Source organism: Andreprevotia sp. IGB-42 (genome assembly GCF_009848685.1).
In the GTDB taxonomy this organism is placed as follows: Bacteria; Pseudomonadota; Gammaproteobacteria; order Burkholderiales; family Chitinibacteraceae; genus Andreprevotia.
The window spans coordinates 25,363-47,228 of sequence record NZ_WXTX01000010.1 but is presented as its reverse complement, the minus strand read 5'-3'; the positions used below and the strand labels follow the sequence as shown (position 1 = coordinate 47,228).

The following is a 21,866-nucleotide window of genomic DNA, read 5'->3' as shown; positions in this document are numbered from 1 at the left end:
GCGATGAATACCTTGCTCACTCCGCTGCTTGCCGCGTTGCTGTGTACCGCCACCCTGGCCCGTGCCGCGGATGATGCTGATCTGGCTGCGTTGTCGCTCGCCGATACCGAGGCCGCACCGGTTGCACCGGCTAGGGACTGGCAGCTCTTCATCGAAGGTGCTGCCGGCTTCGGTGTCGACGGCGCTGGCGGGCACGATCAAAGCCAGCGGCTATCGGGCAGTTTTTCGCTCGATACCCGGCTGGCGCCGGATTGGCGGCTGGTGCTGTCGGACCGGCTGGACCAGCGCTGGACGGGCAGCTTCGACGATGGCGATGCGGTGAACACGCTGCGCGATGCCTATCTGAGCTGGCAGGCTGGCGACAATACCGCGCTGGACGCAGGCCGCATCAATACCCGTTACGGCGTGGCGATGGGCTACAACCCGACTGACTGGTTCCGCGCCAATGCCATCCGTTCCCGTGTATCGGAAGACCCGGGCAGCCTGCGCGAAAACCGCCAGGGCAGTGTGATGCTGCGGGGCCAGCAGTTGTGGGATGGTGGCGCGGCCACCGCGCTGTATTCGCCCGAGCTGTCCGACATCCGGCGTGATGGCAGCTTCAACCTGGACTTGGGCGCCACCAATTACCGTGATCGCGGCCTGCTGGCGGTGACCACGCGCATCAACGACAGCCTCAGCCCGGAATGGCTGCTGTATCGCGCCGCCGGGGGCGAGCCACAGCTGGGTGCCAACCTCACCGTGCTGGCCAATGCCGCCACTGTCGCATACGTGGAATGGTCGGGCGGGCGGGCCAGCTCGCTGGCCGCACTGGCGGCCGGCTACGACGACAGTTCGTTCCGCAACCGGCTGGCGCTGGGCGCCACCTATACCACCACCAGCAAGCTGAGCCTGACGCTGGAATACGATTACAACGGCGCGGGGCTGGACGATGCTGGCTGGCAAGCATTGCAGGCGGGCTCGCCGCTGGCGTACTGGCGCTACCGCGCGCTGGTGCGCGATTTGCAGGAGCTGCCTACCCGCCACGCATGGTTTGCCCGTGCCGCATGGCAGGATGCCATCATCAGCCATCTCGACCTGACCGGCATGCTGCGGATCAATGGTGATGACCACAGCACGCTGACCTGGCTGGAGGCGCGTTACCACTGGGATAAAACCGATCTGGCGCTGCAATGGCAGATGAACCGCGGCGACGCAGGCAGCGAATACGGTGCGCTCGCGCAGCGGCAGTTCTGGCAAGTGCTGATGACGCAGTATTTCTAGCCGGGCGCGTGGCTGCATGGCGCCCACCCTTCATCGCCGGCTGGCGCAATCAGCTGGCTGGCTGCTGCGCGCCGGTGTAAAAGTGAAACGGGAAATACGCGTTTGGGGGCGGTATGCGTTGCTTGCCGTGGATACTGTTGCTGCTGCTGTCCTCGGCTCAGGCAGAGAGCCTGCGCTGCGGCAATGCGGTGATCGATACCGGGGATCTGGCGTACACGGTACGCAGCAAATGCGGTGCGCCGGACAGCGTGGAGAAATACACCGCGCCTGATTATGGCGTCTATTACTGGTACGACCGTCGCCGCCAGCCGGTGCGCCAGGGCGATATCGGCGTGAAGGAAGTATGGCTGTATGACCGCGGCAGCAACCGGCTGAACGCGCGGGTGATTTTCATCAACGGCGAGGTCAGCCAGATCGATACGCTGGGGTACGGCGGCAAGTAGCTTGCTGCGCCTGTGCAGGCCAAATCACCGTTTTCTAGCTGCGGCTATCCAGATATTTTCCAACGAAATTACCCTCTTCGCTGCCGTACGCCTTGGTAATCAACCAATCCAGCATGCGGTTTTCCGCGAAGGAATAGGCATCGCCATAACGATAGCCCCTCACGGTTTGCAGATCATTCCAGATTTTGCCGTAAACCACACCATTGTTGATGCGATTCACGGCGATAAACACGTTTTCGCGATTGCCGGACAGGTCCGTCAGTGTGGTTGCCAAAAAGAAAGATTGCCCGGCAGGCAGACCAGCCTGGAATCGGCGCTTTGCTGCGGCGTATGTGTTCCTGGCCTGCTGTACATAAGGGGCAATTTCCGCTGGCACCAGTGGTACCACCCGGTCTTTGGGCGCGTTGGGTGCCAGTGCCGGATCAGCGGCATGACTCAGGGATAGCAAGCAGGCAATACCGATTGCCAAGCCAAGTTTCTGAATCTGCATCGTCGAGCAGTACCTCTGAACAGGTGATGGGCACAGGCCCGGGAAGTTGCTTGGGCCGTGAGTATGGCAATCGGTGCACCGCATGGTGAACCACCAGCATGCGGCGACACATTCAGCGGGCTGGGCGATAGCGCGTCGGATCAGCCACCCCGGCCGCTTCAAACCCCGCACGGCGCAGCCGGCAGGCATCGCACACGCCGCAGGCGCGGCCTTCGTCGTCTGCCTGGTAGCAGGTGGTGGTGAGGCTGTAATCGACGCCCAGCGCGGTGCCGGTCTCGACGATCTCGGCCTTGGTCAGGCGGATCAGTGGCGTATGGATGGTGAGCGAAGCGCCTTCCACGCCCACCTTGGTGGCCAACCGGCCCATTGCCTGGAAGGCAGAGATGTATTCAGGGCGGCAATCGGGGTAGCCGGAGTAATCGACCGCGTTGACGCCGATATAGATGTCGTCCGATTTCAGCACCTCGGCCCAGGCCAGCGCGAACGACAGCATGATGGTATTGCGTGCCGGTACGTAGGTGACAGGGATTTCGTTCTCGTGCACTACGCCGTCTTCCGGCACGTCGATACTGGCATCGGTGAGTGCAGAGCCGCCGAATGCGGCCAGGTCGATGCGGGCTACGCGGTGCTCGGTGGCCCCCAGCGCAGCGGCCACGCGCGCGGCGGCCTTGAGTTCGGCATTGTGGCGCTGGCCGTAATCGAAGCTCAGGCAATAGGCATCGAAGCCCTTGCTTCTGGCAATGGCAAGGCAGGTGGCGGAATCGAGGCCGCCCGAAAGCAGGATCACGGCGGGTTTGTTCTGGCTCATGGTTTTTTCTCCGGGGCCGGGGCTTGCAGCGCCAGCAGCGCGCGTTCGGCAAGGTCATGGTAAAGATGGGTACGGAACAGCCGCGCCACCGAAGCGGCGATCATGGCGGCGGCCAGCGTGGAAATCACCATTTCGTGGCCATCGGTCATTTCCATCATGATCACGGCTGCGGTCAGCGGTGCACGGGTGACGGCGGCCAGCATGGCGGCCATGCCGATCGCCAGCAGCTTGGTATGCAACGCCGGCTCGAACCACGGCGCAAACCAGCTGCCCAGGCCCGCCCCCATGGCGAGCGATGGCGCGAAAATGCCGCCCGGCAAGCCGGTGAGGAAGGTACCGAGCAGGCTGACGAACTTGAGCGGCAGGTAATACCAGGCCAGCGGCTGGCCGCTGGCCACTGCGTGGCTGGTGGCTTCCGCGCCGCTGCCGAATATGGGCGCGAACAGCCCGCATACCGCCACCAGCAAGCCGCAACCGGCAATGAAGAGATACGGCCGGTTACGCCGCCACGTTTGCACCGGCACCGGCAACCAGCGCTGCTGGTGCACGCACAGCCAGCTGAATGCGCCACCGGCAAGCCCGGCCAGCACGGCAATGGGGATCAGCGGCAGCAGGATGCTGTAGGCAAAGCCGGGTACCCGCAGGTGGCCGAAATAGGTGTAGTTGCCAAGGAAGGCCAGCGAGACCACGCCGGCCAGGATCACCGCGCCGATCAGCTTGCCGCTGGTGCGCTCTTCCACCGAGCGGGCCAGTTCCTCGAACGCAAACACGATGCCGGCCAGCGGCGTATTGAACGCCGCGGCAATACCTGCCGCACCGCCGGCCAGGATCAGCTGGCGGCGCAAGCCTGCATCATGCAGCGGCACCAGGCGACGGCAGCCCAGCAGCAGGCTGGCGCCGATCTGTACGGTGGGGCCTTCGCTGCCCAGCACGAAGCCGCTGCCCAGCCCCAGCACGATGCCGACGAACTTGGCGGCCGCGATGCGCAGGCCCAGCAGCTTGCCGGTTTTCTCCGCATCGTCGGCAACTGCCAGCGCGGCCAGTGCCTGCGGAATGCCGCTGCCTTCCGCACCCTGCCCGCCGCGCTGCATCAGCCAGCGTATCGCCATGCCGCCCAGCGGCAGGCTCAGGAACGGCCACCACCACCAGCGGGCCTGCAGCAGGCTGAAGCCGGCAAACGCCCACTCCGCTGCCTTGGCCAGCAGCACGGCCACCAGGCCGACGGCAGCCGCACCCAGCCACAGCGCCAGCGTGGAACGGCTGCGGATGGGCAATTCGCGGAGTCGGGCAAGCAGGTAGTCGCGCATGGGAACCGGGCAAAGGGAAGGCGTGAGTCATCTTAGCCCAGCATGGCGATGGCACCGCATGATGCCGCCACCGGCCGGGCCGGATGCCATTACACGCCGGGCTTCTCGCCCCAGAGGATCTTGTGCAGCTGCACCTGCATGCGCACCGGCAGGCCGTCTTCCAGCACCCAGGTGGCCAGCTCGGCCGGCGGCAGGGTTTCCCACACCGGCGAGAACAGCACCGGCGCGCGCTCGGTCAGCGCTTTTTCCTGCAGCAGTGCGCGTGCCCATTCGTAGTCGTTGCGATCGCACAGCACGAACTTGATTTCATCACCCGCGCGGATGGCATCGAGGTTTTCCCAGCGCATCTTTGCCAGTTCGCCCGAGCCGGGCGTCTTGATATCGACAATGCGCGAGATGCGCGCATCGACGTCATCGATGGCCAGTGCGCCGCTGGTTTCCAGGCTGACGTCGAAGCCTTCGTCGGCCAGCCGTTTCAGGAATGCCAGGCTGTACTTCTGCGCCAGCGGCTCGCCGCCGGTTACGCAGACGGTGCGCGTGGGGTGCTTGCGGATTTCGGCGATGATGTCGTCAAACGGCATGGTCTTGCCGCCATGGAACGCATACGCGCTGTCGCAATAGCCACAACGCAGCGGACAGCCGGTGAGGCGGACAAAGACGGTCGGGCGACCCATACGGCTGGTCTCGCCCTGCAGGGAGAAGAAAATCTCCGTGATTCTGAGGGTGTCGTTCACTTCAAAAACTCCGGCCGGATGCACACTCCGGCGGTAACGGCCCGCGCAGGCCATGCGCTGCATGCGTGCAGCAACGGCGTAGCCCGGGCAAAACAGGCTTCCATTCCAGATAGATAGTCCGGCGGAAACGAAAACGGCGCAGGTCATCAAACCTGCGCCAGACTAACGGGTATTACAGCATTAAACCCCCCATGCACTGCATGGTGAGCCCGGCTTCACAGCATGCTTCAATCCGTGGCGATCAGCGCTTTCTTGGCGGTGGCCGCTTTCTCGGACTGCGGGTATTTCTCGATCAGTTGCAGCAGATATTGTTTGGACGTTTTCTTGTCCTTCTGCACATTGGCCACCACGGCGAGGCCGAACAGCGCATCCGGCGCCACGGCATCATCCGGATACTTGCTCACCACCGCGCCATACGCGGCGTTGGCACCCTTGTAATCCTTGAGCGCAGTCAGCGATGAACCCAGCCAGTATTGCGCAGCGGGGGTGTTGGCGCTATTCGGGAAGTTGGTAATGAACTGGCGCAGCGCCACCACGGCCTCCTTATGCTTGCCGGCGCGCGACAGCGCCACCGCTGCATCGAACTGCTGTGCATCGCTTTGCTGTGCAGCCGACTCTTGTTCCTTGGCCTGCTGCTCCTGCTGTTCGATCTTGGCTTCTTCGATCTTGCGTACGCGGTTATCCAGATCGACATACAGGTCTTTCTGGCGCTTGGTGGCTTCGTCCAGGTTGAACTGCAGCACTTCGATCACGCCGCGTAGGTTGGCATTATCCTGCTTCAGCTGTTCGATCTGGTTCACGAGGTCCAGCACCTTGCGGCTGCCGGTCTGCAGTTGCTGGATCTGCTGTGTCTGCTGCGTGGTCAGCGTGCGCAGGTCTTCGATCTGCTTGCGCGCCTCGGTATCGTCGAACAGGCCGGCGTGGGCGTTCACGGCAAAGGCAAGCAACATCGATGCGGCGAGTTTTTTCATGGCGCCCTTGGCGGTAGCGGTTCGGAACAGCGGGTGGGGCCACCGGCAATGCCGGTGGCAGAATCAGATCACCTGCCGGATTGTGCCGGCAGGTGGTCGCGAGCGGATTTTACTTGGCCGCTTCGCCGTCGTACACCAGTTCGGCACGGCGGTTGCGTGCCCATGCCTCTTCGGTATCGGCGCCTTCAAGCGGCTTTTCCTTGCCGAAGCTCACGGTTTCCAGCTGGCTGTCGTTCACGCCCAGCGCATTCATCTGCTTTTTCACCGCGTCCGCACGCTTCTGGCCCAGTGCCAGGTTGTATTCGGCGGTACCGCGGTTGTCGGTATTGCCCTGCACGATCAGCTTGGCTTCCTTGTGCTCGTTCAGGTACTTGGAATGCGCTTCGACCACGTCGTTGAATTCCGGCTTCACGCTGTACGAATCGTAATCGAAGTAGATGCGGCGGCTGGACAGGATGTTGTTCGGGTCGGTCAGCACGTTGTAACCCTTGGCATCGGTGGTGCTGCCCTTGGTGAGGTCAACGGTGGCCGGGTTGGTGGTGGCGCTGGTATCGGTGCCGGTCTTGTCGGTGATCGGCGCCACGGGCGGCTGGGTGGTTTGCTGGCTGGCGCAGGCGGCAAGCAGCGCTGTCATCAACAGACTGGCGGCAAGTTTCTTCATGCTGTTCTCCAAGGGCGGTTCAAAATCCAATTGCTTTGGGCCATGACGAACGGGAAAAATTCCCCGCACGGCCCACATCGTGATTCGATCTTTCTGCAGTTTATTTCAACAACGGGCCCCATGCCGGCTGGCGTACATCGCCGGATGTGGAACGCAGGCGCTGCTTCACGCGGCCGTCGCTGGATACCGCGGCCAGCGCACCACGGCCGCCCACGTCTGTTTCGTACAGGATCATGCGGCCGTTGGAGGCAAAGCTCGGCGCATCATCGAGGCCGGTATCGGTCAGCGCCTGGATCTGGCGGCTGGCCATGTCCATCACCGCCACCTGGAAGCCGCGCTCGGTGCGGGTGATCAAGGTCATGGTCTTGCCATCCGGGCTGAGCTTGCCCGATGCGTTATAGCCATTCTGGAATGTCAGCCGTTCCGCGCCGCCGCCGTTCACTGCCTGGCGGTAGATCTGCGGGCTGCCGCCACGGTCGGACGTGAACAGCACGCTGCCGCCATCCGGGCTGAAGCTCGCTTCGGTATTGATTTCGCCTACCGTGGTCAGCCGGCGCGGGCTGCCGCTGCCGTCGGCGTTGACGATGAACACCTGCGAGCCACCGTCACGCGTCAGCGTGACAGCCAGTTGCTTGCCATTGGGCGCCCAGGCCGGCGCCGAGTTGCTGCCCTTGAACGCGGCGATCTTCCAGCGCTTGCCGCTGCTCAGGTCCTGGCCGTAGACGATGGGTTTCTGGTCCTCGAACGAGACATACGCCAGGCGCCCGCCGTCTGGCGACCACTTGGGCGACATGATGGGCTGGTTGGATGCCAGTACCGCTTGCGCGCCGTAGCCATCGGCATCGGCCACCTGCAGCTCGAAGCGCTTGCCTTGCTTGAGTACGTAGGCAATGCGCGAGTTGAATGCACCCGGCTCGCCGGTCAGTTTCTGGTAGATCACGTCGGCAATCTGGTGCGCGGTACGGCGCATCTGCCCGGCGGTGGCCTTGCGCTGGAAGGTCACCACGACGTTCTTCGTCGCCACGTCGACCAGTGTGGCAGTGACGAGGAAGCTATCGCCATCGGGCACTACGGTGCCCACCAGCACCGTTTGCGCACCGCGTGATTTCAGCGGGCCGTTGTTGATCTGCTCCACCGTATACGGCACGGGGGACAGGTCACCGGCACCGATCACCTTGAACAGGCCCGAGCGGGTGAGGTCATCGCCCACCACCGGCGTGACCGGCTGCTTCTGCCCCTGCTCGTTCTGGAACGGCGCAATGGCGATGGGGAACTGGCTGGCGCCGGTGCCCACCACTTCGATGGTCATGTCCGCATGGGCTGCGCTCATCACGCCCAGCAGCACGGCGGTGGCGGCCAGCAGCTGGCGGGTGTATTTCAGGCTGTGCAGCAATCGGTTCATCCTGTGCTCCTGTTCATGCGTTCAATCGGCCTTCGTGCCGGGCTTTCCATCAGTCTTTCATCAGTCTTTGGGACGGAAAGAGAAGTTCAATGTCTTGACCTGATCGTAGGTGATGCCGGCCGGCGGTGGCGGAAAGCCGCCCACGCTCTGGATGGCGCGGGTTACCGCTTCCTGCCACTGCGCATTGCCATCGCCGCCCACCAGTTTCAATTCGCGTACCGTGCCATCCGGGAACAGGGTGATCTTGAATTCCACCTTGGGGTTGTCGCTGCCCGGATAAACGATGCGGCTCTTGATCAGCTGCGCCACGCTGTTGCCGTAGCCACGCAGCTTGTCGCTGCCCGCGCCGCCACCACCCACGCCGGTACCCGGCGCGTTGACCCTGGCGGCCGCGTTGTTGCCGTTGCCGCCGGGCTTGCCTTCCGGCTTGGCATTGGCCGGCGCCTTGGCGCCTTCACTCAATGCGGCGCTGAACGCGTCTTCCTTGGGCGCCACCGGTTTGGCCGACTTGGCGGTCGGTTTGACCGTGAGCGTGGCTTGCGGCGTTGGGGCCACGGTGGGCTTCAGCGTGGGTTTGGGCGCCAGTGTCGGTTTCGGTGTGATGCTGGGGCGCGGCGTCACCGTCGGCCTGGGTGTGGCAACCGGCGTGGGCCTGGCCTTGCCGGTGGCAATGTCCGGGTCCTTCACGGCGGGCTCGGGCTTTTCCACCACCGGTGCCGGCTTGGGCGGCCTGACCACCGGTTGCTCGACCACGGGCTCAGGCTCGCGCACGGCGGCTGGCGGCGGGCCGCCCCACAGCTCGACTTCGATCGCGGCGGGCTTCTGGGTTTTCCAGTGCACGGCAAACACCATCCACACCACCAGCAATACGTGGATGGCAATCGCCATGAACAGCGACAGGATCTGGTGGTCTTCGCGGTTGGCTACGCGCGGATCGCTCATCGGCGCTTATTTCCCCGGCTGGACCATCAGCCCGACCCGTGCGATTTCAGCTTTGCGCAGCGCATCCATCACGTTGACCACGGTTTCGTAGCGCACGGTCTTGTCGCCCTCGATCACCACCGGGCGGTCGGTGTTGCCGGCGAGCTTGCCGCGCAGCAGCGCCACCATGGCGTCGACATCGGCTACTTTTTCCGACTGGTTCTTGTCGGTGACGGTCAGTGCGCCTTCGGCGCCGATGGCCACGCGCAGCGGCTCGGCGCTGATGTCGCGGTCGGCCTTGCCCACCTTGGGCAGGTTGATCACGCCGGGCTGCATCATCGGCGTGGTCACCATGAAGATGACCAGCAGCACCAGCATCACGTCGATATACGGCACGACGTTGATCTGGTTCATCGAGCGGCGCGGGCGGCGGCTGGAACGGGCCATGGTGGCGCCTCCTTACTTGGCGGCCTGCCGCTGCAGGATGTTGGAGAATTCTTCGATGAAGGTATCAAAGCGGCTGGCCAGCGCATCGACATCATGCGCAAAGCGGTTGTACGCCACGGTAGCCGGGATGGCTGCGAACAGGCCGATGGCGGTAGCCACCAGCGATTCGGCAATGCCTGGCGCCACGGTGGCCAGCGTGGCCTGGCCGACGTTGGCGAGGCCGGTGAACGCATGCATGATGCCCCACACGGTGCCGAACAGGCCGATATACGGCGATACCGAGCCTACTGATGCCAGGAAGGACGTGTGCTTGTCGAGGTAATCGAGTTCACGCTGCGACGATGCGCGCATCGCGCGGCGCGAGCCATCCATCACGTCCGACAATTCCATGCCACCGCGCTGGCGCAACTTCTGGAATTCGGTAAAGCCGGCAATGAAGATTTTTTCCATGCCGATGGCGTGGTTGCGCCGCGTCTGGTCGTACAGGCCGTTCAGGTCCGAGCCACCCCAGAAGCGGTCTTCGAAATCGGCGCTCTGGCTGGTGGCGTGCTTGACGGTGAAGAACTTGCTGAAGATATGCCACCAGGACAATAGCGACAGCACCATCAACAGCCCCATCACCAGCTGCACCACCAGGCTGGCGTTCAGTACCAGCGAGATAATCGACATGTCGTCAGTAGTAGGGGTCACTGCCTGCTCCGTGGTGGGTGCGCGCCTGTGGCTGCGCGGTTTCGGTGTGATTGCAATGGCTTGCCGCCCGAGATGGACAGCGTACCGGTGTATTGAACGCGGCAAACACGCATTCGGGGTTCGTCAACAGGCGGAAAGTATACCGTCTGCTTGGCCGCACCGGCTGTGACATCTTGCCCAGCCGTATCGCCAGGCCGGAAGGTGGTGTAATAACATTACATTACGCTGCAAAATGTAATAACATTGCATCTTTACCCCTGCAGATGGCACGCATCATGGATGCCCCACTCGATACTGCCGAAAGCTGGCTTGCCGCACGCGGAGAGAAGCTTACCGAACTGCGCCGCGAGGTGTTGTCGCTATTGCTCGCCAATCACGGTCCGATCAAGGCCTACGACTTGCTGGCCGCGCTGCAGAAGCAGCGGCCGGGCGCATCGCCGCCAACCGTGTACCGCACGCTGGATTTCCTGGTGGCGGCCGGCATCGTGCACCGTATCGACAGCCTGCAGTCCTTCGTGGTGTGCCCCACCTTTCACGCGCCGCACCAGGGCGTGCTGCTGGTATGCGAGCGCTGCCATGGCGTGGAGGAACTCGATTCGCCGCTGTGGATGGAAACCATGCGCCGCGAACTCGCCGGTTCCGGCTTTGCAATGAACCAGCACGAACTGGAAATCAAGGGCCTGTGCCGCAACTGCCAGGTAGTCACCGTATGAACCACGCACACCATCATCACCCCGCTCATCCGGGCCCTGCTCAGCACAACCATCAAAACGGCCATCAAGCCAGCCATCAGCACGCGCATGCGCATATCCGGCCGCAACGCCCCACGCTGCTGGCCATGCCGTCCTGGCGGCGCGTGCTGCTGGTGCTGCCGCTGATTGCCGCGCTCTGGCTGTCTGCCTGGTGGGCACTGTCATGACCGCGCTGGCACTGGAAAACCTCACGCTGTCTTACCAGCGGCACCCGGTGGTGCACCATGTATCCGGTACGTTCCGGCTGGGCAGCAGCACCGCCATCGTCGGCCCCAATGGCGCCGGCAAAAGCACGCTGCTCAAGGCCATTGTCGGGCTGATCTCGCCCGATCATGGCCGGGTGAGCTTCGATGGCATTGCGCGTGGCCAGCTGGCCTACCTGCCGCAGCAGGCCAATATCGAGCGGCAGTTTCCCATCAGCGTGCTCGATACCATCCTGCTGGGCGCTGCCAACGAGGCCGGCCGCTGGCAGCGCTGGTTTGGTGGCACCTCGCATGCGGACCGCGAGCGCGCGGCATCGGCGCTTGGCCGTGTTGGCCTGGCGGGGTTTGAAGACCGCCCGGTCAGTGCGCTGTCCAGCGGGCAATTCCAGCGCGTGCTGTTTGCCCGCATCCTGCTGCAGGATGCGCCGCTGATCCTGCTGGATGAACCGTTCACTGCCATCGATGCGCGCACCACCAATGACCTGCTGCAGATCGTCGAGCACTGGAAGCTGGAAGGCCGCACGGTAATTGCGGTGCTGCACGACTTCGACCAGGTGCGCCAGCACTTCGAGCAGACCTTGTTGCTGGCCAAGGAGTGCGTGGCCTGGGGCAGCAGCGGCGAGGTGCTGACGCGCGACAACCTGCTGCGCGCCAACGGCATGGCCGAAAACTGGGTGCCGGACGCGGCCGTTTGCCACCGCGATGAGGAGATCACCGCATGATGCTGTACGACTTTTTTCTCGGCCCCTTCGTCGAGTTCTCCTTCATGCGGCTGGCGCTGGTGGGTTGCTTTGCGCTGGCGCTGGGCTGCGCGCCGATCGGCCTGTTCCTGGTACTGCGGCGGATGAGCCTGGTGGGCGATGCGATGAGCCACGCCATCCTGCCCGGCGCCGCCATTGCCTTCATCGCGTATGGGCTGTCGCTGACTGCATTGTCGATCGGCGGGCTGGTTGCCGGCCTGACCGTGGTATTGCTATCCGGCCTCGTCACCCGGCTGACGCAGCAGAAAGAGGATGCGAGCTTTGCCGCGTTCTACCTGCTGTCGCTGGCGTCCGGCGTGCTGATCGTGTCCAAGTGGGGCAGCAATGTTGACCTGATGCACATCCTGTTCGGCACCGTGCTGGCGGTAGACCCGCCGGCGCTGCTGCTGGTGGCGGGCATTGCCACCATCACCTTGCTGGGGCTGGCGCTGTTCTACCGCCCGCTGGTGGTGGAAAGCTTCGATCCGGAATTCCTGCGCGTAACCAGTGGTGGCGGCGCGCTGGCGCACTTCGTGTTCCTGGTGCTGGTGGTACTCAACCTGGTGGCGGGCTTCCAGGCGCTGGGCACGCTGATGGCGGTGGGGCTGATGATGCTGCCGGCCACCAGCGCGCGCATGTGGGCGCAAAGCCTGCCGGCGCTGATGGCGGTGGCAGTCGGCTTTGCCATGCTGGCCGGCTACCTGGGCCTGCTGATTTCCTATCATGCTAACCTGCCGTCCGGCCCCAGCATCATCCTGGTGGCGGGCATCGGCTACCTGGCGTCGCTGGCGCTGGGTAGCCACGGCGGCCTGCTGTGGCGCGTACTCAAGTTCAAACACCTGGAAGGATGACCTGCATGCTGCGCAAACTGATGATCGCCCTCGCCCTGCTTGTACCTTTGGCAAGCTGGGCTGCACCGGCCAAACTGCCGGTGGTGGCGAGCTTTTCCATCCTTGGTGACCTGGTGGCCGAGGTGGGGGGCGACAAGGTCGAGGTCGTGACACTGGTGGGGCCGGATCAGGATGCCCACGTGTTCCAGCCGGCGCCGCGTGATGCGCAAGCCATCATCAAGGCGCGCGTGGTGTTCCTGAACGGGCTGGGTTTCGAAGGCTGGATGCCGCGGCTGATCAAGGCTGCCGGCTTCAAGGGCATGCAGGTGGTGGCCTCTACAGGCATCAAGCCGCGCCAGATGGCCGAAGAAGCCGGCGATGTGCACGAGCACGACCACGGCAATATCGACCCGCACGCCTGGCAAGACCCGGTGAACGTGCAGCGCTACGTGGCCAATATCGCCGTGGCACTGGCCAAGGCCGACCCGGCCAATGCCGCGTATTACCAGCAGCATGCCGCTGCGTATACGCAGCAACTGGTGGCACTGGAGGGCTGGGCACGCCAGCAGGTGGCTACCATCGCCGCCGGCAAGCGCAAGGTGATCACTTCGCACGATGCATTCGGCTACTGCGCGGCGCGCTTCGGCATCACCTTCCTGGCGCCGCAGGGCATGAATACCGATGCAGAAGCATCCGCGCGTGATGTGGCGCTGCTGGTGCAGCAGATCCGCCGCGAGCAGGTGAAGGCGGTCTTCGTGGAGAACATCACCAACCCCAAGCTGCTGCAGCAACTGGCGCGCGAGGCCAAAATCAGTGTGGGTGGCGAGCTGTATTCGGATGCGCTGTCCAAAGCCGGCGGCCCGGCCGCCAGCTATCTGGCCATGTACCGCTACAACATCAGCACGCTGGTGGCGGGGATGAAGCAGAACTGATTAGCGCTGCCGGCGTTCAGCGCTTGCCGCTGTCCTTGCCGGCATCCCGCAGCGTACCCAGGTATTTTTCCAGCAGCTTTTTGGGCTCGCCCTTCTCGTTCAGCTGCTGCAGCCGCAGGTTGAAGCCCTGCAGCAGCACCAGGCAGGGGCTTTTCTTCACGAAGCCGACCTGGACCACGCCGCTGTTGATGGGCTTGCCCAGCGCTGTGAACTGCTGGCCCAGCTTGTTGTCGGCCAGATAGGCCATGCCCGGATACAAGCCGGTGATGTAGTAATCGATCCGCTCTGCACCTAGTTTCCTGAAGTTCTGCGCGGCCTCGTTCACTGGCTCGATGTTCAGTTTGTCGTGCAGGAACTCGTCAAAACCCTCACCGTAGCGGTCGCCCGAATTTACCCCGCCGCGCTTGCCGATCAGGTCTTCCCAGCGGGTGAAGGCAAATGCCTTGTCCTTGCGCACGAACACCGCCATCGGGTTGGGAAACGCCGGCTCGCTGGTGAATTCCATGTATTCACGCCGCTCCGGCGTGCTTTTCAGGCTCATCACGATATCGACATTGCCCGCCTCGGCCTCCTTGAGCACGCGCGGCCACGGGCCGACATAACGTATCTCGTACGGGTAGCGCATGTCGTCGAGAATGCGCGTTGCCAGTTCCACGCTGGCACCGGTCAGCGCCTTGCCGTCGTACCAGTGGAATGGCTTGTAGTCCGGGTGGGTGGTAACGATCACGCGCTGGCATCCGGCGGCTTGCGACGCCGCAGCAATCCCGGCCAGCAGCAGCGCGGTGGCGATATGGATACAGCGCTTGCGTATGCAGGTTGTGCGCATGAAGCCCCCCTTTGCATACCCCGCTATAGCATTTCTTTGCGTCAGGCGCTGCAAGCGCTGACCGTCGGCGTCAGGCGTTCAGCCCTGCGCATCCAGCCCGAAATGCGCATATGCGGATGCGGTGGCCACACGCCCGCGTGGCGTGCGCTGCAACAGGCCTTGCTGGATCAGGTAGGGCTCGAACACGTCTTCGATGGTATCGCTGGCTTCGCCAATGGCCGCGGCGATATTGTCCAGCCCCACCGGGCCGCCGCCGAATTTCTCGATCACCGCGCTGAGCAGCTTGCGGTCCATCACGTCCAGCCCGGCATGGTCGACGTCGAGCATCTGCAGCGCGGCGTCGGCGACGTCGCGCGTCACCCTGCCATCGTGCTTCACCTCGGCATAGTCGCGCACGCGGCGCAGCAGCCGGTTGGCGATACGCGGCGTGCCGCGCGAACGGCGCGCCACTTCGAACGCGCCATCGTCGACGATATTCACTTCCATCAGCGAAGCAGAGCGCGTGACGATGCGGGTGAGTTCTTCCGGCGTATAGAACTCCAGCCGCGCCACGATGCCGAAACGGTCGCGCAGCGGGTTGGTGAGCATGCCGGCGCGCGTGGTGGCGCCCACCAGCGTGAACGGCGGCAGATCGAGCTTGAGCGAACGCGCTGCCGGCCCCTCGCCGATCATGATGTCGAGCTGGTAATCCTCCAGCGCCGGGTAGAGGATTTCTTCCACCACCGGGCTCAGGCGATGGATTTCATCGATGAACAGCACGTCGTGCGGTTCCAGGTTGGTGAGCAGCGCCGCCAGATCGCCGGCGCGTTCCAGCACCGGGCCGCTGGTCTGGCGCAGGTTCACGCCCAGCTCGCGCGCAATGATGTGCGCCAGCGTGGTCTTGCCCAGCCCCGGCGGGCCGAACAGCAGCACGTGATCGAGCGCCTCGCCCCGGCGCTTGGCCGCCTCGATGAAGATTTCCAGCTGCTCGCGCGCCTTTTTCTGCCCGACGTATTCATCCAGCAGCTTGGGGCGCAATGCGCGCTCGAGCTGTTCTTCCTGCTGCGAGATTTTCTGCCCGGTAACGAGGCGTTCCTCGGCGGGGGCGGAAAACAGCGAATCGGTTTCTATCATGGTGCAGCCTGCAGCAAGGAACGGGGGTGATCGTAAACCACATTACACCTTGGCCAGCGCTTTCAGCGCCAGGCGGATGCCGTCGTTCAGTGCCACGTCTTCCGGCAGCGTCTTCAGCGCGGCTGTGCCTTCGCGCTCGTTGTAGCCCAGTGCCAGCAGTGCGTGCAGGATGTCGGTGTGACTGCCGGCCACGTCGAACAGCGGGCCATTGACCTTGGCGGCCACTGCCTGCGAGGTGGGCAGGCTGCCGATCTTGCTCTTGAGCTCCAGCACCAGGCGTTCGGCGGTTTTCTTGCCGATGCCGGGCACCTTGGCCAGCCGCGCGGTGTCTTCGGTGGCGACGGCCACGGCAAGCTCGTCGGTGGACAGGCCAGAGAGGATGGCCAGCGCGATCTTGGCGCCGATGCCGGTGATCTTGATCAGCTCGCGGAACAGATCGCGCTCGCCACGCGTGGCAAAGCCGTACAGCAGCTGGGCATCCTCGCGCACCACCATGTGCGTGAACAGCTCCGCCTTGGCGCCCACTGCTGGCAGCGCGTACAGCGTGCTCATCGGCACGTCGAGCTCATAGCCGACGCCCTGGGCATCGACCACGATATGGGGCGGTTGTTTTTCCAGCAGCGTGCCGCTAAGGCGTCCGATCATGGTGCAAGACCCGGTTGGCAAAGAATGGTGCCAGTATAACCGTGCACTGCCGGATATAGAACGATCGTTGCATTGAATTAGCCAGAGGGTGTGACCATGAGGGCACTGCGCCAGGGCGGCGCAGTGCAGTCACCGCATCAATCGAAGATTTCTTCCCAGATACTCTTCTTGCGGTATTGCTTCTGGCCGTGGCCGTGATGGCGGTCGTCACGGTAGGCGGGCTGCTGGGCCGGTTGCTGGTTGTATTGCGGTTGCGGCGCGGCTGCGGCCGGTGCGGCTTCCTGCTGCGAGCGCTCGAGGATCTTGTCCAGCTCGCCGCGATCGAGCCATACGCCGCGGCATTGCGGGCAATAGTCGATTTCAACGCCAGCGCGTTCGCTCATGACCAGATGGGTGGTTTTGCAGACCGGGCAATCCATGCGGCTAACTCCGTTTTGGGTAACGGTCAGTCTGACCGCTCAGCCGTGGAAAGTTCCTGCCGCTCCCTGTTGGGTACTGGCAGGCGGCTTGTCGAATGCCAGCTCCAGCAGCATGCGCAAGCGTGCCAGCTGTTCCCGCGCGCGGGTTTTCACGCCGAAGTATTTTTCGACCTCCCTGGCGTCGAATGCAATGGCATCCACGCCGTAGTGCCTGGCAAGGTACAGCGCACGCTGGTTGTGAAAATGCTGCGAAATCAGCGTAACCGGGCCGGCATCGCGCAAGGCGGTGATCGACTGGATGGTGCGTGCGCCATACTGATCGGTGCTGACCCGATTGGCCGGTATGCCGCGCGCCAGCAGATCGCGCCGGATCGGCTCCGGGTCGTCATCGCTGACTACGATATGGGTGATCTTGCCTTGCCGGAACAACTGCTCAGCCGCATCCACCCGGAAACGGTAGTAGCTGTTCTGGCTGCCGTTGCGGGCAAGGCGCGGTGCGCCCAGCAGGATGCCGGTGGGCCGTGCAGGGATGGCGGCGGTGTCGGCATAAATCCGCCCGGTAGAGGCCGCGCGGATATGCGCATCCACCATCGCCCAACTGGCGCATGCCAGCGTGATGACCAGCAGCACCCAGCCCCATTTGCGCCGGCATGTCATGCTAGCCGCCCGCGCTTGATATTGAGCCCCAGCTGCTGCAATTTGCCTGCCACGCCGGTGCCGTGCTGCGCATGCGTGAGTGCCACGGCCAGCGCATCGGCCGCGTCGGCCTGCGGCTTGCCGGACAGGCGCAGCATGCGCTGCACCATGTGGCTGACCTGGTCCTTGTCTGCGTGGCCATTGCCCACCACCGCTTGCTTCACCTGCAACGCCGTGTATTCGGCGATGGGCAGATCAGCCATCACGAGGCCGGCAATGATGGCGCCGCGCGCCTGCCCCAGCATCAGCGTGGACGCAGGGTTGACGTTGACGAAGACGATTTCCACCGCCGCTACGTCAGGCCGGTAGGCATTGCAGACTTCCTCTATGCCGGCCAGCAGGATTTTCACCCGTTCGGGCAGCGAGCCGCCACCGGCCTTGATGCAGCCCGATGCCACGTAGTTGCGCGCTTGCCCGCTGATGTCGATCACCCCGAAGCCGCAAAGCCGCGAGCCGGGGTCGATGCCGAGGATGCGCATGGCCGTGCGGCCTATTCGGTATCGAGCGAGCCGGCTTTCCCGAAATTCCAGGTGCGGCTGATGGAGAGGATGTCGGTGTCCTTGGTCATGTCATTGGCAAAACGGCCATAGGGCGCAGCCATTTTGGCGATGCGCAGCGCGCCGGCATCCAGATCGGGGTTGCCGGACGAGCGTGTGATCGACGCGGTTACCAGATTGCCCTGCGCGTCGATTTCCACCGTCATCACCAGGTTGCCGTGCAGTGGCTGGCCGCTTTTATCCTTGGGCAGCAGCATCATCCCGTAGCGCTCCACCTTGCCACGCCAGTCTTCCACGTACTGGGCAAAGCGGTATTCCTTGGCGCGCGCACCGATGAAGGTTTTCTTGGGGCGGCTCTGGTACTGCTGGTAATCCTTGCTGATCTGCGCGGCTTGCGCGGCAAGCTCGCGTGCCTGCTTGCGCAGTGCCTCGGTATCGAGCCCCTGCTCGGTCTGCTGCTGCGGCTTGTTGGCTTGCGCCTGGGCCAGCGCGGTTTCGGCTTTTACCTTGGTGAGCAGGTCACGCGCGGTTTCTTCCAGTTGCTGCTGCTTGGCCTGCGCTTGCTCCAGCTCCAGCTGTGGTGCCTTGTTCAGCGAAGGTAGCGGGCTTTTCACGCGCTTGTCGGCCGCATCGGTATTGCCGCCGCCATCGAGCTGCGCCTGTGCCAGTACTTCGCTGTTGGCCGGCGCAGTGGTGGTTTTCTGGTTGACCAGCACGATATCGAGCGGCTGGCTGGAAAACAGCTTGGCCGGGTCCGGCATCACGAACTTGATGCCAAAGATCGGTACGGCGTGAACCAGAGCGGATATCACGATCGCCGGGATAAGAAAGTGATGTGCGCGGTCCATGCGGCAGGACGATCCATGCGGTAGGAAAAAAGACCGGGCGAGTTTAGCACAGCGCCCAGCGCGCAAAGCGTGCGCCTGTCACCGCTGTGGCACGTGGTTGCCGCCTTTGCCGGCAGCGGTGCTAAGATGATCGATAACCCATTTGTAAGGAATATCTGCAATGCGTTTCCGCTACGCTGCCGCACTCGTCCTCAGCGCCTGTACGCTGCCCGCCCTCGCCGCCGAAGACGGCGCCAAGGTGGCCGCCAAGTACAATTGCCTGGCGTGTCATTCCGTCAACGCAAAGATCGTTGGTCCTGCATACAAGGACGTGGCGGCGCGCTACAAAGGTCAGAAAGACGCAGAGCAGATGTTGATGAAGGAAGTGCGCGCGGGCGTGAAGGGCAAGTGGGGCGGGCCGGTGGCCATGCCGCCGCAGGTGATCGGTGATGAAGACCTGCGGATCATCGTGCGCTGGGTGTTGTCGCAAAAGTAATATTTCACTGACATGAAGTCGGCAGATTGCGTATTGCGTTGGACGAGCGACTTGATTAAGCTGCGTGCCCATTTAGCGGGTGTTGTGCGTTTTGTAAGCGCACCCGCGCGTTTCACAATCGGGAGTAGCATCATGGCCAAACTGACTGAACAAGACATCCTTTCCTGGAATGGTGCGGATGACGACTACATGAACCCCGATCACCTCGCTTTCTTCCGCGAGCGTTTGCAGCAAATGAAGGTGGAACTGCTGGCCAATGCCAACCAGACCACCAGCCATCTGCAAGAGCAGGAAGCGACCCCCGATCCGGCCGACCGTGCCACGCTCGAGGAAGAATACGCCCTCGAACTGCGCACCCGCGATCGCGAACGCAAGCTGCTGCTCAAGATCGATTCCACACTGCGCAAGCTGGACGCCGGTGATTATGGCTACTGCGAAGACACCGGCGAGCCGATCGGCCTTGCCCGTCTGCTGGCACGCCCGACTGCCTCGCTGTCCATCGAAGCGCAAGAGCGCCGTGAACGGCTGAAAAAGCAGTACGCAGACTGAGGTCTGCACCGCCCCGGCACCCCGCCGGGGCGTATTGCCAGCGCGCCTTGCATGCTGCCCGGTCGCGCCCCGCCATGCCGGGGCCGGCGTCGTTATCGTCCCTGCCGTTTGCAAGCGTGCGTTTTAGACGCTAATCTACCTGTCCGCTACAAAGATAGTGCGCCGCAGCATCATGCTATGCCGCACAGCCGCAGGGATTTTTATGCAATACCAGACAGACGACGTACGCATCCGCGAAATCAAGGAACTGCTGCCCCCGGTGGCGGTGCTGGAAAAGTATCCGGTGACGGAAACCGCTTCCACCACCACGTTCCAGACACGTCAGGCCATTCATAACATCCTTGCCGGTGAAGACGACCGCCTGCTGGTCATCGTCGGCCCCTGCTCGATCCACGATACCAAGGCCGCGCTCGAATACGGCCAGAAGATCAAGGCACTGCGCGAAGAACTGAAGGGCGAGCTGGAAGTGGTGATGCGCGTGTACTTCGAAAAGCCGCGTACCACCGTGGGCTGGAAGGGCCTGATCAACGACCCGTACCTGAACGGCAGCTTCAATATCAACGACGGCCTGCGCATTGCGCGCAAACTGCTGCTGGACCTGAACGATACCGGCCTGCCCACCGCCGGCGAATTCCTCGACATGATCACGCCGCAATACGTGGCCGACCTGATGAGCTGGGGCGCCATCGGCGCACGCACCACCGAATCGCAGGTGCACCGCGAGCTGTCGTCCGGCCTGTCCGCACCGGTGGGTTTCAAGAACGGTACCGACGGCAACCTGAAGATTGCCATCGATGCCATCCGCGCCGCCGGCCAGCCGCACCATTTCCTGTCGGTGACCAAGAGCGGCCACTCGGCGATCGTATCCACCGCCGGCAACCCGGATTGCCACATCATCCTGCGTGGCGGCAAGGAACCGAATTACGACGCCAACCACGTGCGCGCCGCCACTGCTGACCTGGCCGCTGCCGGCCTGCCGCAAAAGCTGATGATCGATTTCAGCCACGCCAACAGCCGCAAGGATTACCGCCGCCAGATGGAAGTGTGCGCCGATGTCAGCGCGCAACTGGAAGCGGGCAACCAGGCCATCTTCGGCGTGATGATCGAATCCCACTTGGTGGAAGGCCGCCAGGAAGAGCCGGTGTGCTACGGCCAGTCGATCACCGACGGCTGTATCGGTTGGGATGACACCGTGAATTCGCTGAAACAACTGGCCAACGCCGTCGCAACGCGCCGTGCGCTGGTCAAGCAGGGCTGAGCCAGGCCTGCGGTAGCAGGCACCTGCTGCAAAAAAATGCCCCACACTTGTGGGGCATTTTTCATTGAAGCCGGGCATTGGCGCTGGCTGGCTTTATCGATCTTCGGGCGCTGGCAACTGCGCAGGCTGTGCCAGCAAAGCCAGTTTCAGGAAGCGGTAATAGGTGGTTTCCGCATTCATCACCGCAATCGCAAACCCTGCGCCGCCGTCCAGAAAGCCGCGCTTGATCACATAGGTGCGGAAAAACGCCCACGTACCGCGCAATGCCGCCTTGGCCACCCCGCCTTGCTGGCCGCGGCCATGGCGCTGCAGCGCAGCGGCGGTGGAATACTGGTTGATTTTGGCCAGTACCTGCTCGTAGCTGTCATATGAGTAATGCAGCAATTCGCCATCGAGCACCGGTGCTGCACCATCGAACAGCAACCGTTCGTGCACCAGGTCGTCGCTGTAGCGGGCTGCGCCGCGCCTGAACAGCCGGGGTACATCGTCCGGATACCAGCCGCTCTGGCGTATCCATTGCCCGCAGAATGACGAGCGGCGGCGCAAGGTAAATACGCTGCTGACGCTGCCGGCAACGGCGCGCTGGATCGCAGCGGCCAGCTCGCCCGTCACCACTTCATCGGCATCGATGGCAAGGATCCAGTCGGTATCGAGCAGCGCCAGCGCGCGGTTCTTCTGCATGCCGAAGCCCGGCCAGTCGTTGGTGGATGCAATGCTGGCGCCGTGTGCAGCGGCGATCTCCAGCGTGCTGTCGCTGCTGCCCGAATCGAGTACCACGATGCGGTCGGCAAACGCCACGCTCCGCAAGCACTCGGCCAAGTGGGCGGCGGCATTCTTGGTAATGAGGGCAACGCCCAGTGTCGGCATGCTGGAAAACTCCGGAAATCTGCGCCACGTACCGCTATGCGGGGCATGGGCAGGCCATTGCACGGCAGTTAAGGTCATTCCT

General features: G+C 63.4%; 28 protein-coding genes. 10 read left to right on the top strand and 18 right to left on the bottom strand.

From position 1 onward, the window contains the following. Positions 1–3: 3 nt before the first annotated feature. Together IGB42_RS15405 and IGB42_RS15400 are read left to right on the top strand one after the other, a co-directional pair. Positions 4–1,260 carry a hypothetical protein gene (locus IGB42_RS15405; protein WP_159673230.1) on the top strand — a complete coding sequence of 419 codons (1,257 nt, stop codon included), beginning with the start codon at positions 4–6 and terminating at the stop codon, positions 1,258–1,260. Positions 1,261–1,382: 122 nt separating this feature from the next. Continuing rightward, positions 1,383–1,703: a DUF2845 domain-containing protein gene (locus IGB42_RS15400; protein WP_159673228.1), complete on the top strand. Its 321-nt coding sequence runs from the start codon at positions 1,383–1,385 to the stop codon at positions 1,701–1,703. A gap of 34 nt (positions 1,704–1,737) precedes the next feature. Here IGB42_RS15400 and IGB42_RS15395 read toward each other — a convergent pair whose 3' ends face one another. The 10 genes from IGB42_RS15395 to tolQ form a co-directional block, all read right to left on the bottom strand. Further along, the gene (locus tag IGB42_RS15395) at positions 1,738–2,193 is read right to left on the bottom strand and encodes a DUF2314 domain-containing protein (protein ID WP_159673226.1); all 456 of its coding nucleotides are present in this window, start codon (positions 2,191–2,193) and stop codon (positions 1,738–1,740) included. A gap of 112 nt (positions 2,194–2,305) precedes the next feature. After that, on the bottom strand, positions 2,306–3,001 hold the full coding sequence (gene queC, locus IGB42_RS15390) for a 7-cyano-7-deazaguanine synthase QueC (RefSeq protein ID WP_159673224.1): 696 nt from the start codon (positions 2,999–3,001) through the stop codon (positions 2,306–2,308). After that, positions 2,998–4,308, bottom strand: a complete 1,311-nt coding sequence (locus IGB42_RS15385; RefSeq protein WP_159673222.1) for a chloride channel protein — start codon at positions 4,306–4,308, stop codon at positions 2,998–3,000. Before IGB42_RS15385 ends, queC begins: the two co-directional genes overlap by 4 nt. Positions 4,309–4,397: 89 nt before the next feature. Then, positions 4,398–5,042 carry a 7-carboxy-7-deazaguanine synthase QueE gene (gene queE / locus IGB42_RS15380; protein WP_236822604.1) on the bottom strand — a complete coding sequence of 215 codons (645 nt, stop codon included), beginning with the start codon at positions 5,040–5,042 and terminating at the stop codon, positions 4,398–4,400. A gap of 227 nt (positions 5,043–5,269) precedes the next feature. Further along, positions 5,270–6,013 carry a tol-pal system protein YbgF gene (ybgF, locus tag IGB42_RS15375; protein ID WP_159673220.1) on the bottom strand — a complete coding sequence of 248 codons (744 nt, stop codon included), beginning with the start codon at positions 6,011–6,013 and terminating at the stop codon, positions 5,270–5,272. Positions 6,014–6,122: 109 nt separating this feature from the next. Beyond that, entirely contained in the window at positions 6,123–6,674 is a 552-nt protein-coding gene (pal, locus tag IGB42_RS15370; RefSeq protein ID WP_159673218.1) for a peptidoglycan-associated lipoprotein Pal, read from the bottom strand. Between the two features lie 100 nt (positions 6,675–6,774). Continuing rightward, positions 6,775–8,076, bottom strand: coding sequence for a Tol-Pal system beta propeller repeat protein TolB (gene tolB / locus IGB42_RS15365; RefSeq protein ID WP_159673216.1), 1,302 nt, complete (start codon positions 8,074–8,076; stop codon positions 6,775–6,777). A 60-nt stretch (positions 8,077–8,136) separates the two neighbouring features. Continuing rightward, the gene (locus IGB42_RS22565; protein WP_159673214.1) at positions 8,137–9,018 is read right to left on the bottom strand and encodes a cell envelope integrity protein TolA; all 882 of its coding nucleotides are present in this window, start codon (positions 9,016–9,018) and stop codon (positions 8,137–8,139) included. Positions 9,019–9,024: 6 nt separating this feature from the next. Next, a complete protein-coding gene (tolR, locus tag IGB42_RS15355) occupies positions 9,025–9,444 on the bottom strand; it encodes a protein TolR (RefSeq protein ID WP_159673212.1) in 420 nt (139 codons plus the stop codon). Positions 9,445–9,456: 12 nt separating this feature from the next. After that, positions 9,457–10,113, bottom strand: coding sequence for a protein TolQ (gene tolQ / locus IGB42_RS15350; protein ID WP_159673456.1), 657 nt, complete (start codon positions 10,111–10,113; stop codon positions 9,457–9,459). 296 nt (positions 10,114–10,409) lie between these two features. On the opposite strand from tolQ, the gene IGB42_RS15345 reads away from it, so the two are divergent. The 5 genes from IGB42_RS15345 to IGB42_RS15325 are packed head-to-tail and all read left to right on the top strand — an operon-like array spanning position 10,410 to position 13,591. Further along, the gene (locus IGB42_RS15345; protein WP_159673210.1) at positions 10,410–10,847 is read left to right on the top strand and encodes a Fur family transcriptional regulator; all 438 of its coding nucleotides are present in this window, start codon (positions 10,410–10,412) and stop codon (positions 10,845–10,847) included. Next, positions 10,844–11,053: a hypothetical protein gene (locus IGB42_RS15340; RefSeq protein ID WP_159673208.1), complete on the top strand. Its 210-nt coding sequence runs from the start codon at positions 10,844–10,846 to the stop codon at positions 11,051–11,053. Before IGB42_RS15345 ends, IGB42_RS15340 begins: the two co-directional genes overlap by 4 nt. Continuing rightward, complete coding sequence (locus IGB42_RS15335; protein WP_159673206.1) at positions 11,050–11,811, top strand: metal ABC transporter ATP-binding protein; 762 nt, start codon at positions 11,050–11,052, stop codon at positions 11,809–11,811. Before IGB42_RS15340 ends, IGB42_RS15335 begins: the two co-directional genes overlap by 4 nt. Continuing rightward, positions 11,808–12,680, top strand: coding sequence for a metal ABC transporter permease (locus tag IGB42_RS15330; protein ID WP_159673204.1), 873 nt, complete (start codon positions 11,808–11,810; stop codon positions 12,678–12,680). The genes IGB42_RS15335 and IGB42_RS15330 overlap by 4 nt, the downstream gene beginning before the upstream one ends. Positions 12,681–12,685: 5 nt before the next feature. Further along, positions 12,686–13,591, top strand: a complete 906-nt coding sequence (locus tag IGB42_RS15325) for a metal ABC transporter substrate-binding protein (protein WP_201799958.1) — start codon at positions 12,686–12,688, stop codon at positions 13,589–13,591. 16 nt (positions 13,592–13,607) lie between these two features. Here IGB42_RS15325 and IGB42_RS15320 read toward each other — a convergent pair whose 3' ends face one another. From IGB42_RS15320 to IGB42_RS15290, 7 genes are all read right to left on the bottom strand, one after another. Continuing rightward, positions 13,608–14,417, bottom strand: coding sequence for an ABC transporter substrate-binding protein (locus IGB42_RS15320; RefSeq protein ID WP_159673202.1), 810 nt, complete (start codon positions 14,415–14,417; stop codon positions 13,608–13,610). A gap of 78 nt (positions 14,418–14,495) precedes the next feature. Beyond that, complete coding sequence (gene ruvB, locus IGB42_RS15315) at positions 14,496–15,530, bottom strand: Holliday junction branch migration DNA helicase RuvB (RefSeq protein WP_159673200.1); 1,035 nt, start codon at positions 15,528–15,530, stop codon at positions 14,496–14,498. Positions 15,531–15,572: 42 nt separating this feature from the next. After that, entirely contained in the window at positions 15,573–16,175 is a 603-nt protein-coding gene (gene ruvA, locus IGB42_RS15310; protein ID WP_159673198.1) for a Holliday junction branch migration protein RuvA, read from the bottom strand. A gap of 137 nt (positions 16,176–16,312) precedes the next feature. Beyond that, positions 16,313–16,594: a zf-TFIIB domain-containing protein gene (locus tag IGB42_RS15305; protein ID WP_159673196.1), complete on the bottom strand. Its 282-nt coding sequence runs from the start codon at positions 16,592–16,594 to the stop codon at positions 16,313–16,315. A gap of 39 nt (positions 16,595–16,633) precedes the next feature. Continuing rightward, entirely contained in the window at positions 16,634–17,251 is a 618-nt protein-coding gene (locus tag IGB42_RS15300; protein WP_159673194.1) for a vancomycin high temperature exclusion protein, read from the bottom strand. After that, positions 17,248–17,769, bottom strand: coding sequence for a crossover junction endodeoxyribonuclease RuvC (ruvC, locus tag IGB42_RS15295; RefSeq protein WP_159673192.1), 522 nt, complete (start codon positions 17,767–17,769; stop codon positions 17,248–17,250). Before ruvC ends, IGB42_RS15300 begins: the two co-directional genes overlap by 4 nt. Positions 17,770–17,780: 11 nt before the next feature. Next, positions 17,781–18,635, bottom strand: coding sequence for a cell envelope integrity protein TolA (locus IGB42_RS15290; RefSeq protein ID WP_159673190.1), 855 nt, complete (start codon positions 18,633–18,635; stop codon positions 17,781–17,783). 160 nt (positions 18,636–18,795) lie between these two features. Here IGB42_RS15290 and IGB42_RS15285 point away from each other — a divergent pair, with 160 nt between their 5' ends. The 3 genes from IGB42_RS15285 (at position 18,796) to aroG (ending at position 20,917) form a co-directional block, all read left to right on the top strand. After that, positions 18,796–19,110 (top strand): c-type cytochrome, encoded by a 315-nt coding sequence (locus IGB42_RS15285; RefSeq protein ID WP_159673188.1) that lies wholly within the window; start codon positions 18,796–18,798, stop codon positions 19,108–19,110. Positions 19,111–19,242: 132 nt separating this feature from the next. Then, complete coding sequence (gene dksA, locus IGB42_RS15280; protein ID WP_159673186.1) at positions 19,243–19,659, top strand: RNA polymerase-binding protein DksA; 417 nt, start codon at positions 19,243–19,245, stop codon at positions 19,657–19,659. Positions 19,660–19,861: 202 nt separating this feature from the next. Then, positions 19,862–20,917: a 3-deoxy-7-phosphoheptulonate synthase AroG gene (gene aroG / locus IGB42_RS15275; RefSeq protein WP_159673184.1), complete on the top strand. Its 1,056-nt coding sequence runs from the start codon at positions 19,862–19,864 to the stop codon at positions 20,915–20,917. A 93-nt stretch (positions 20,918–21,010) separates the two neighbouring features. Here aroG and IGB42_RS15270 read toward each other — a convergent pair whose 3' ends face one another. Continuing rightward, positions 21,011–21,784, bottom strand: a complete 774-nt coding sequence (locus tag IGB42_RS15270; protein ID WP_159673182.1) for a glycosyltransferase family 2 protein — start codon at positions 21,782–21,784, stop codon at positions 21,011–21,013. Between the last annotated feature and the right edge of the window lie 82 nt (positions 21,785–21,866).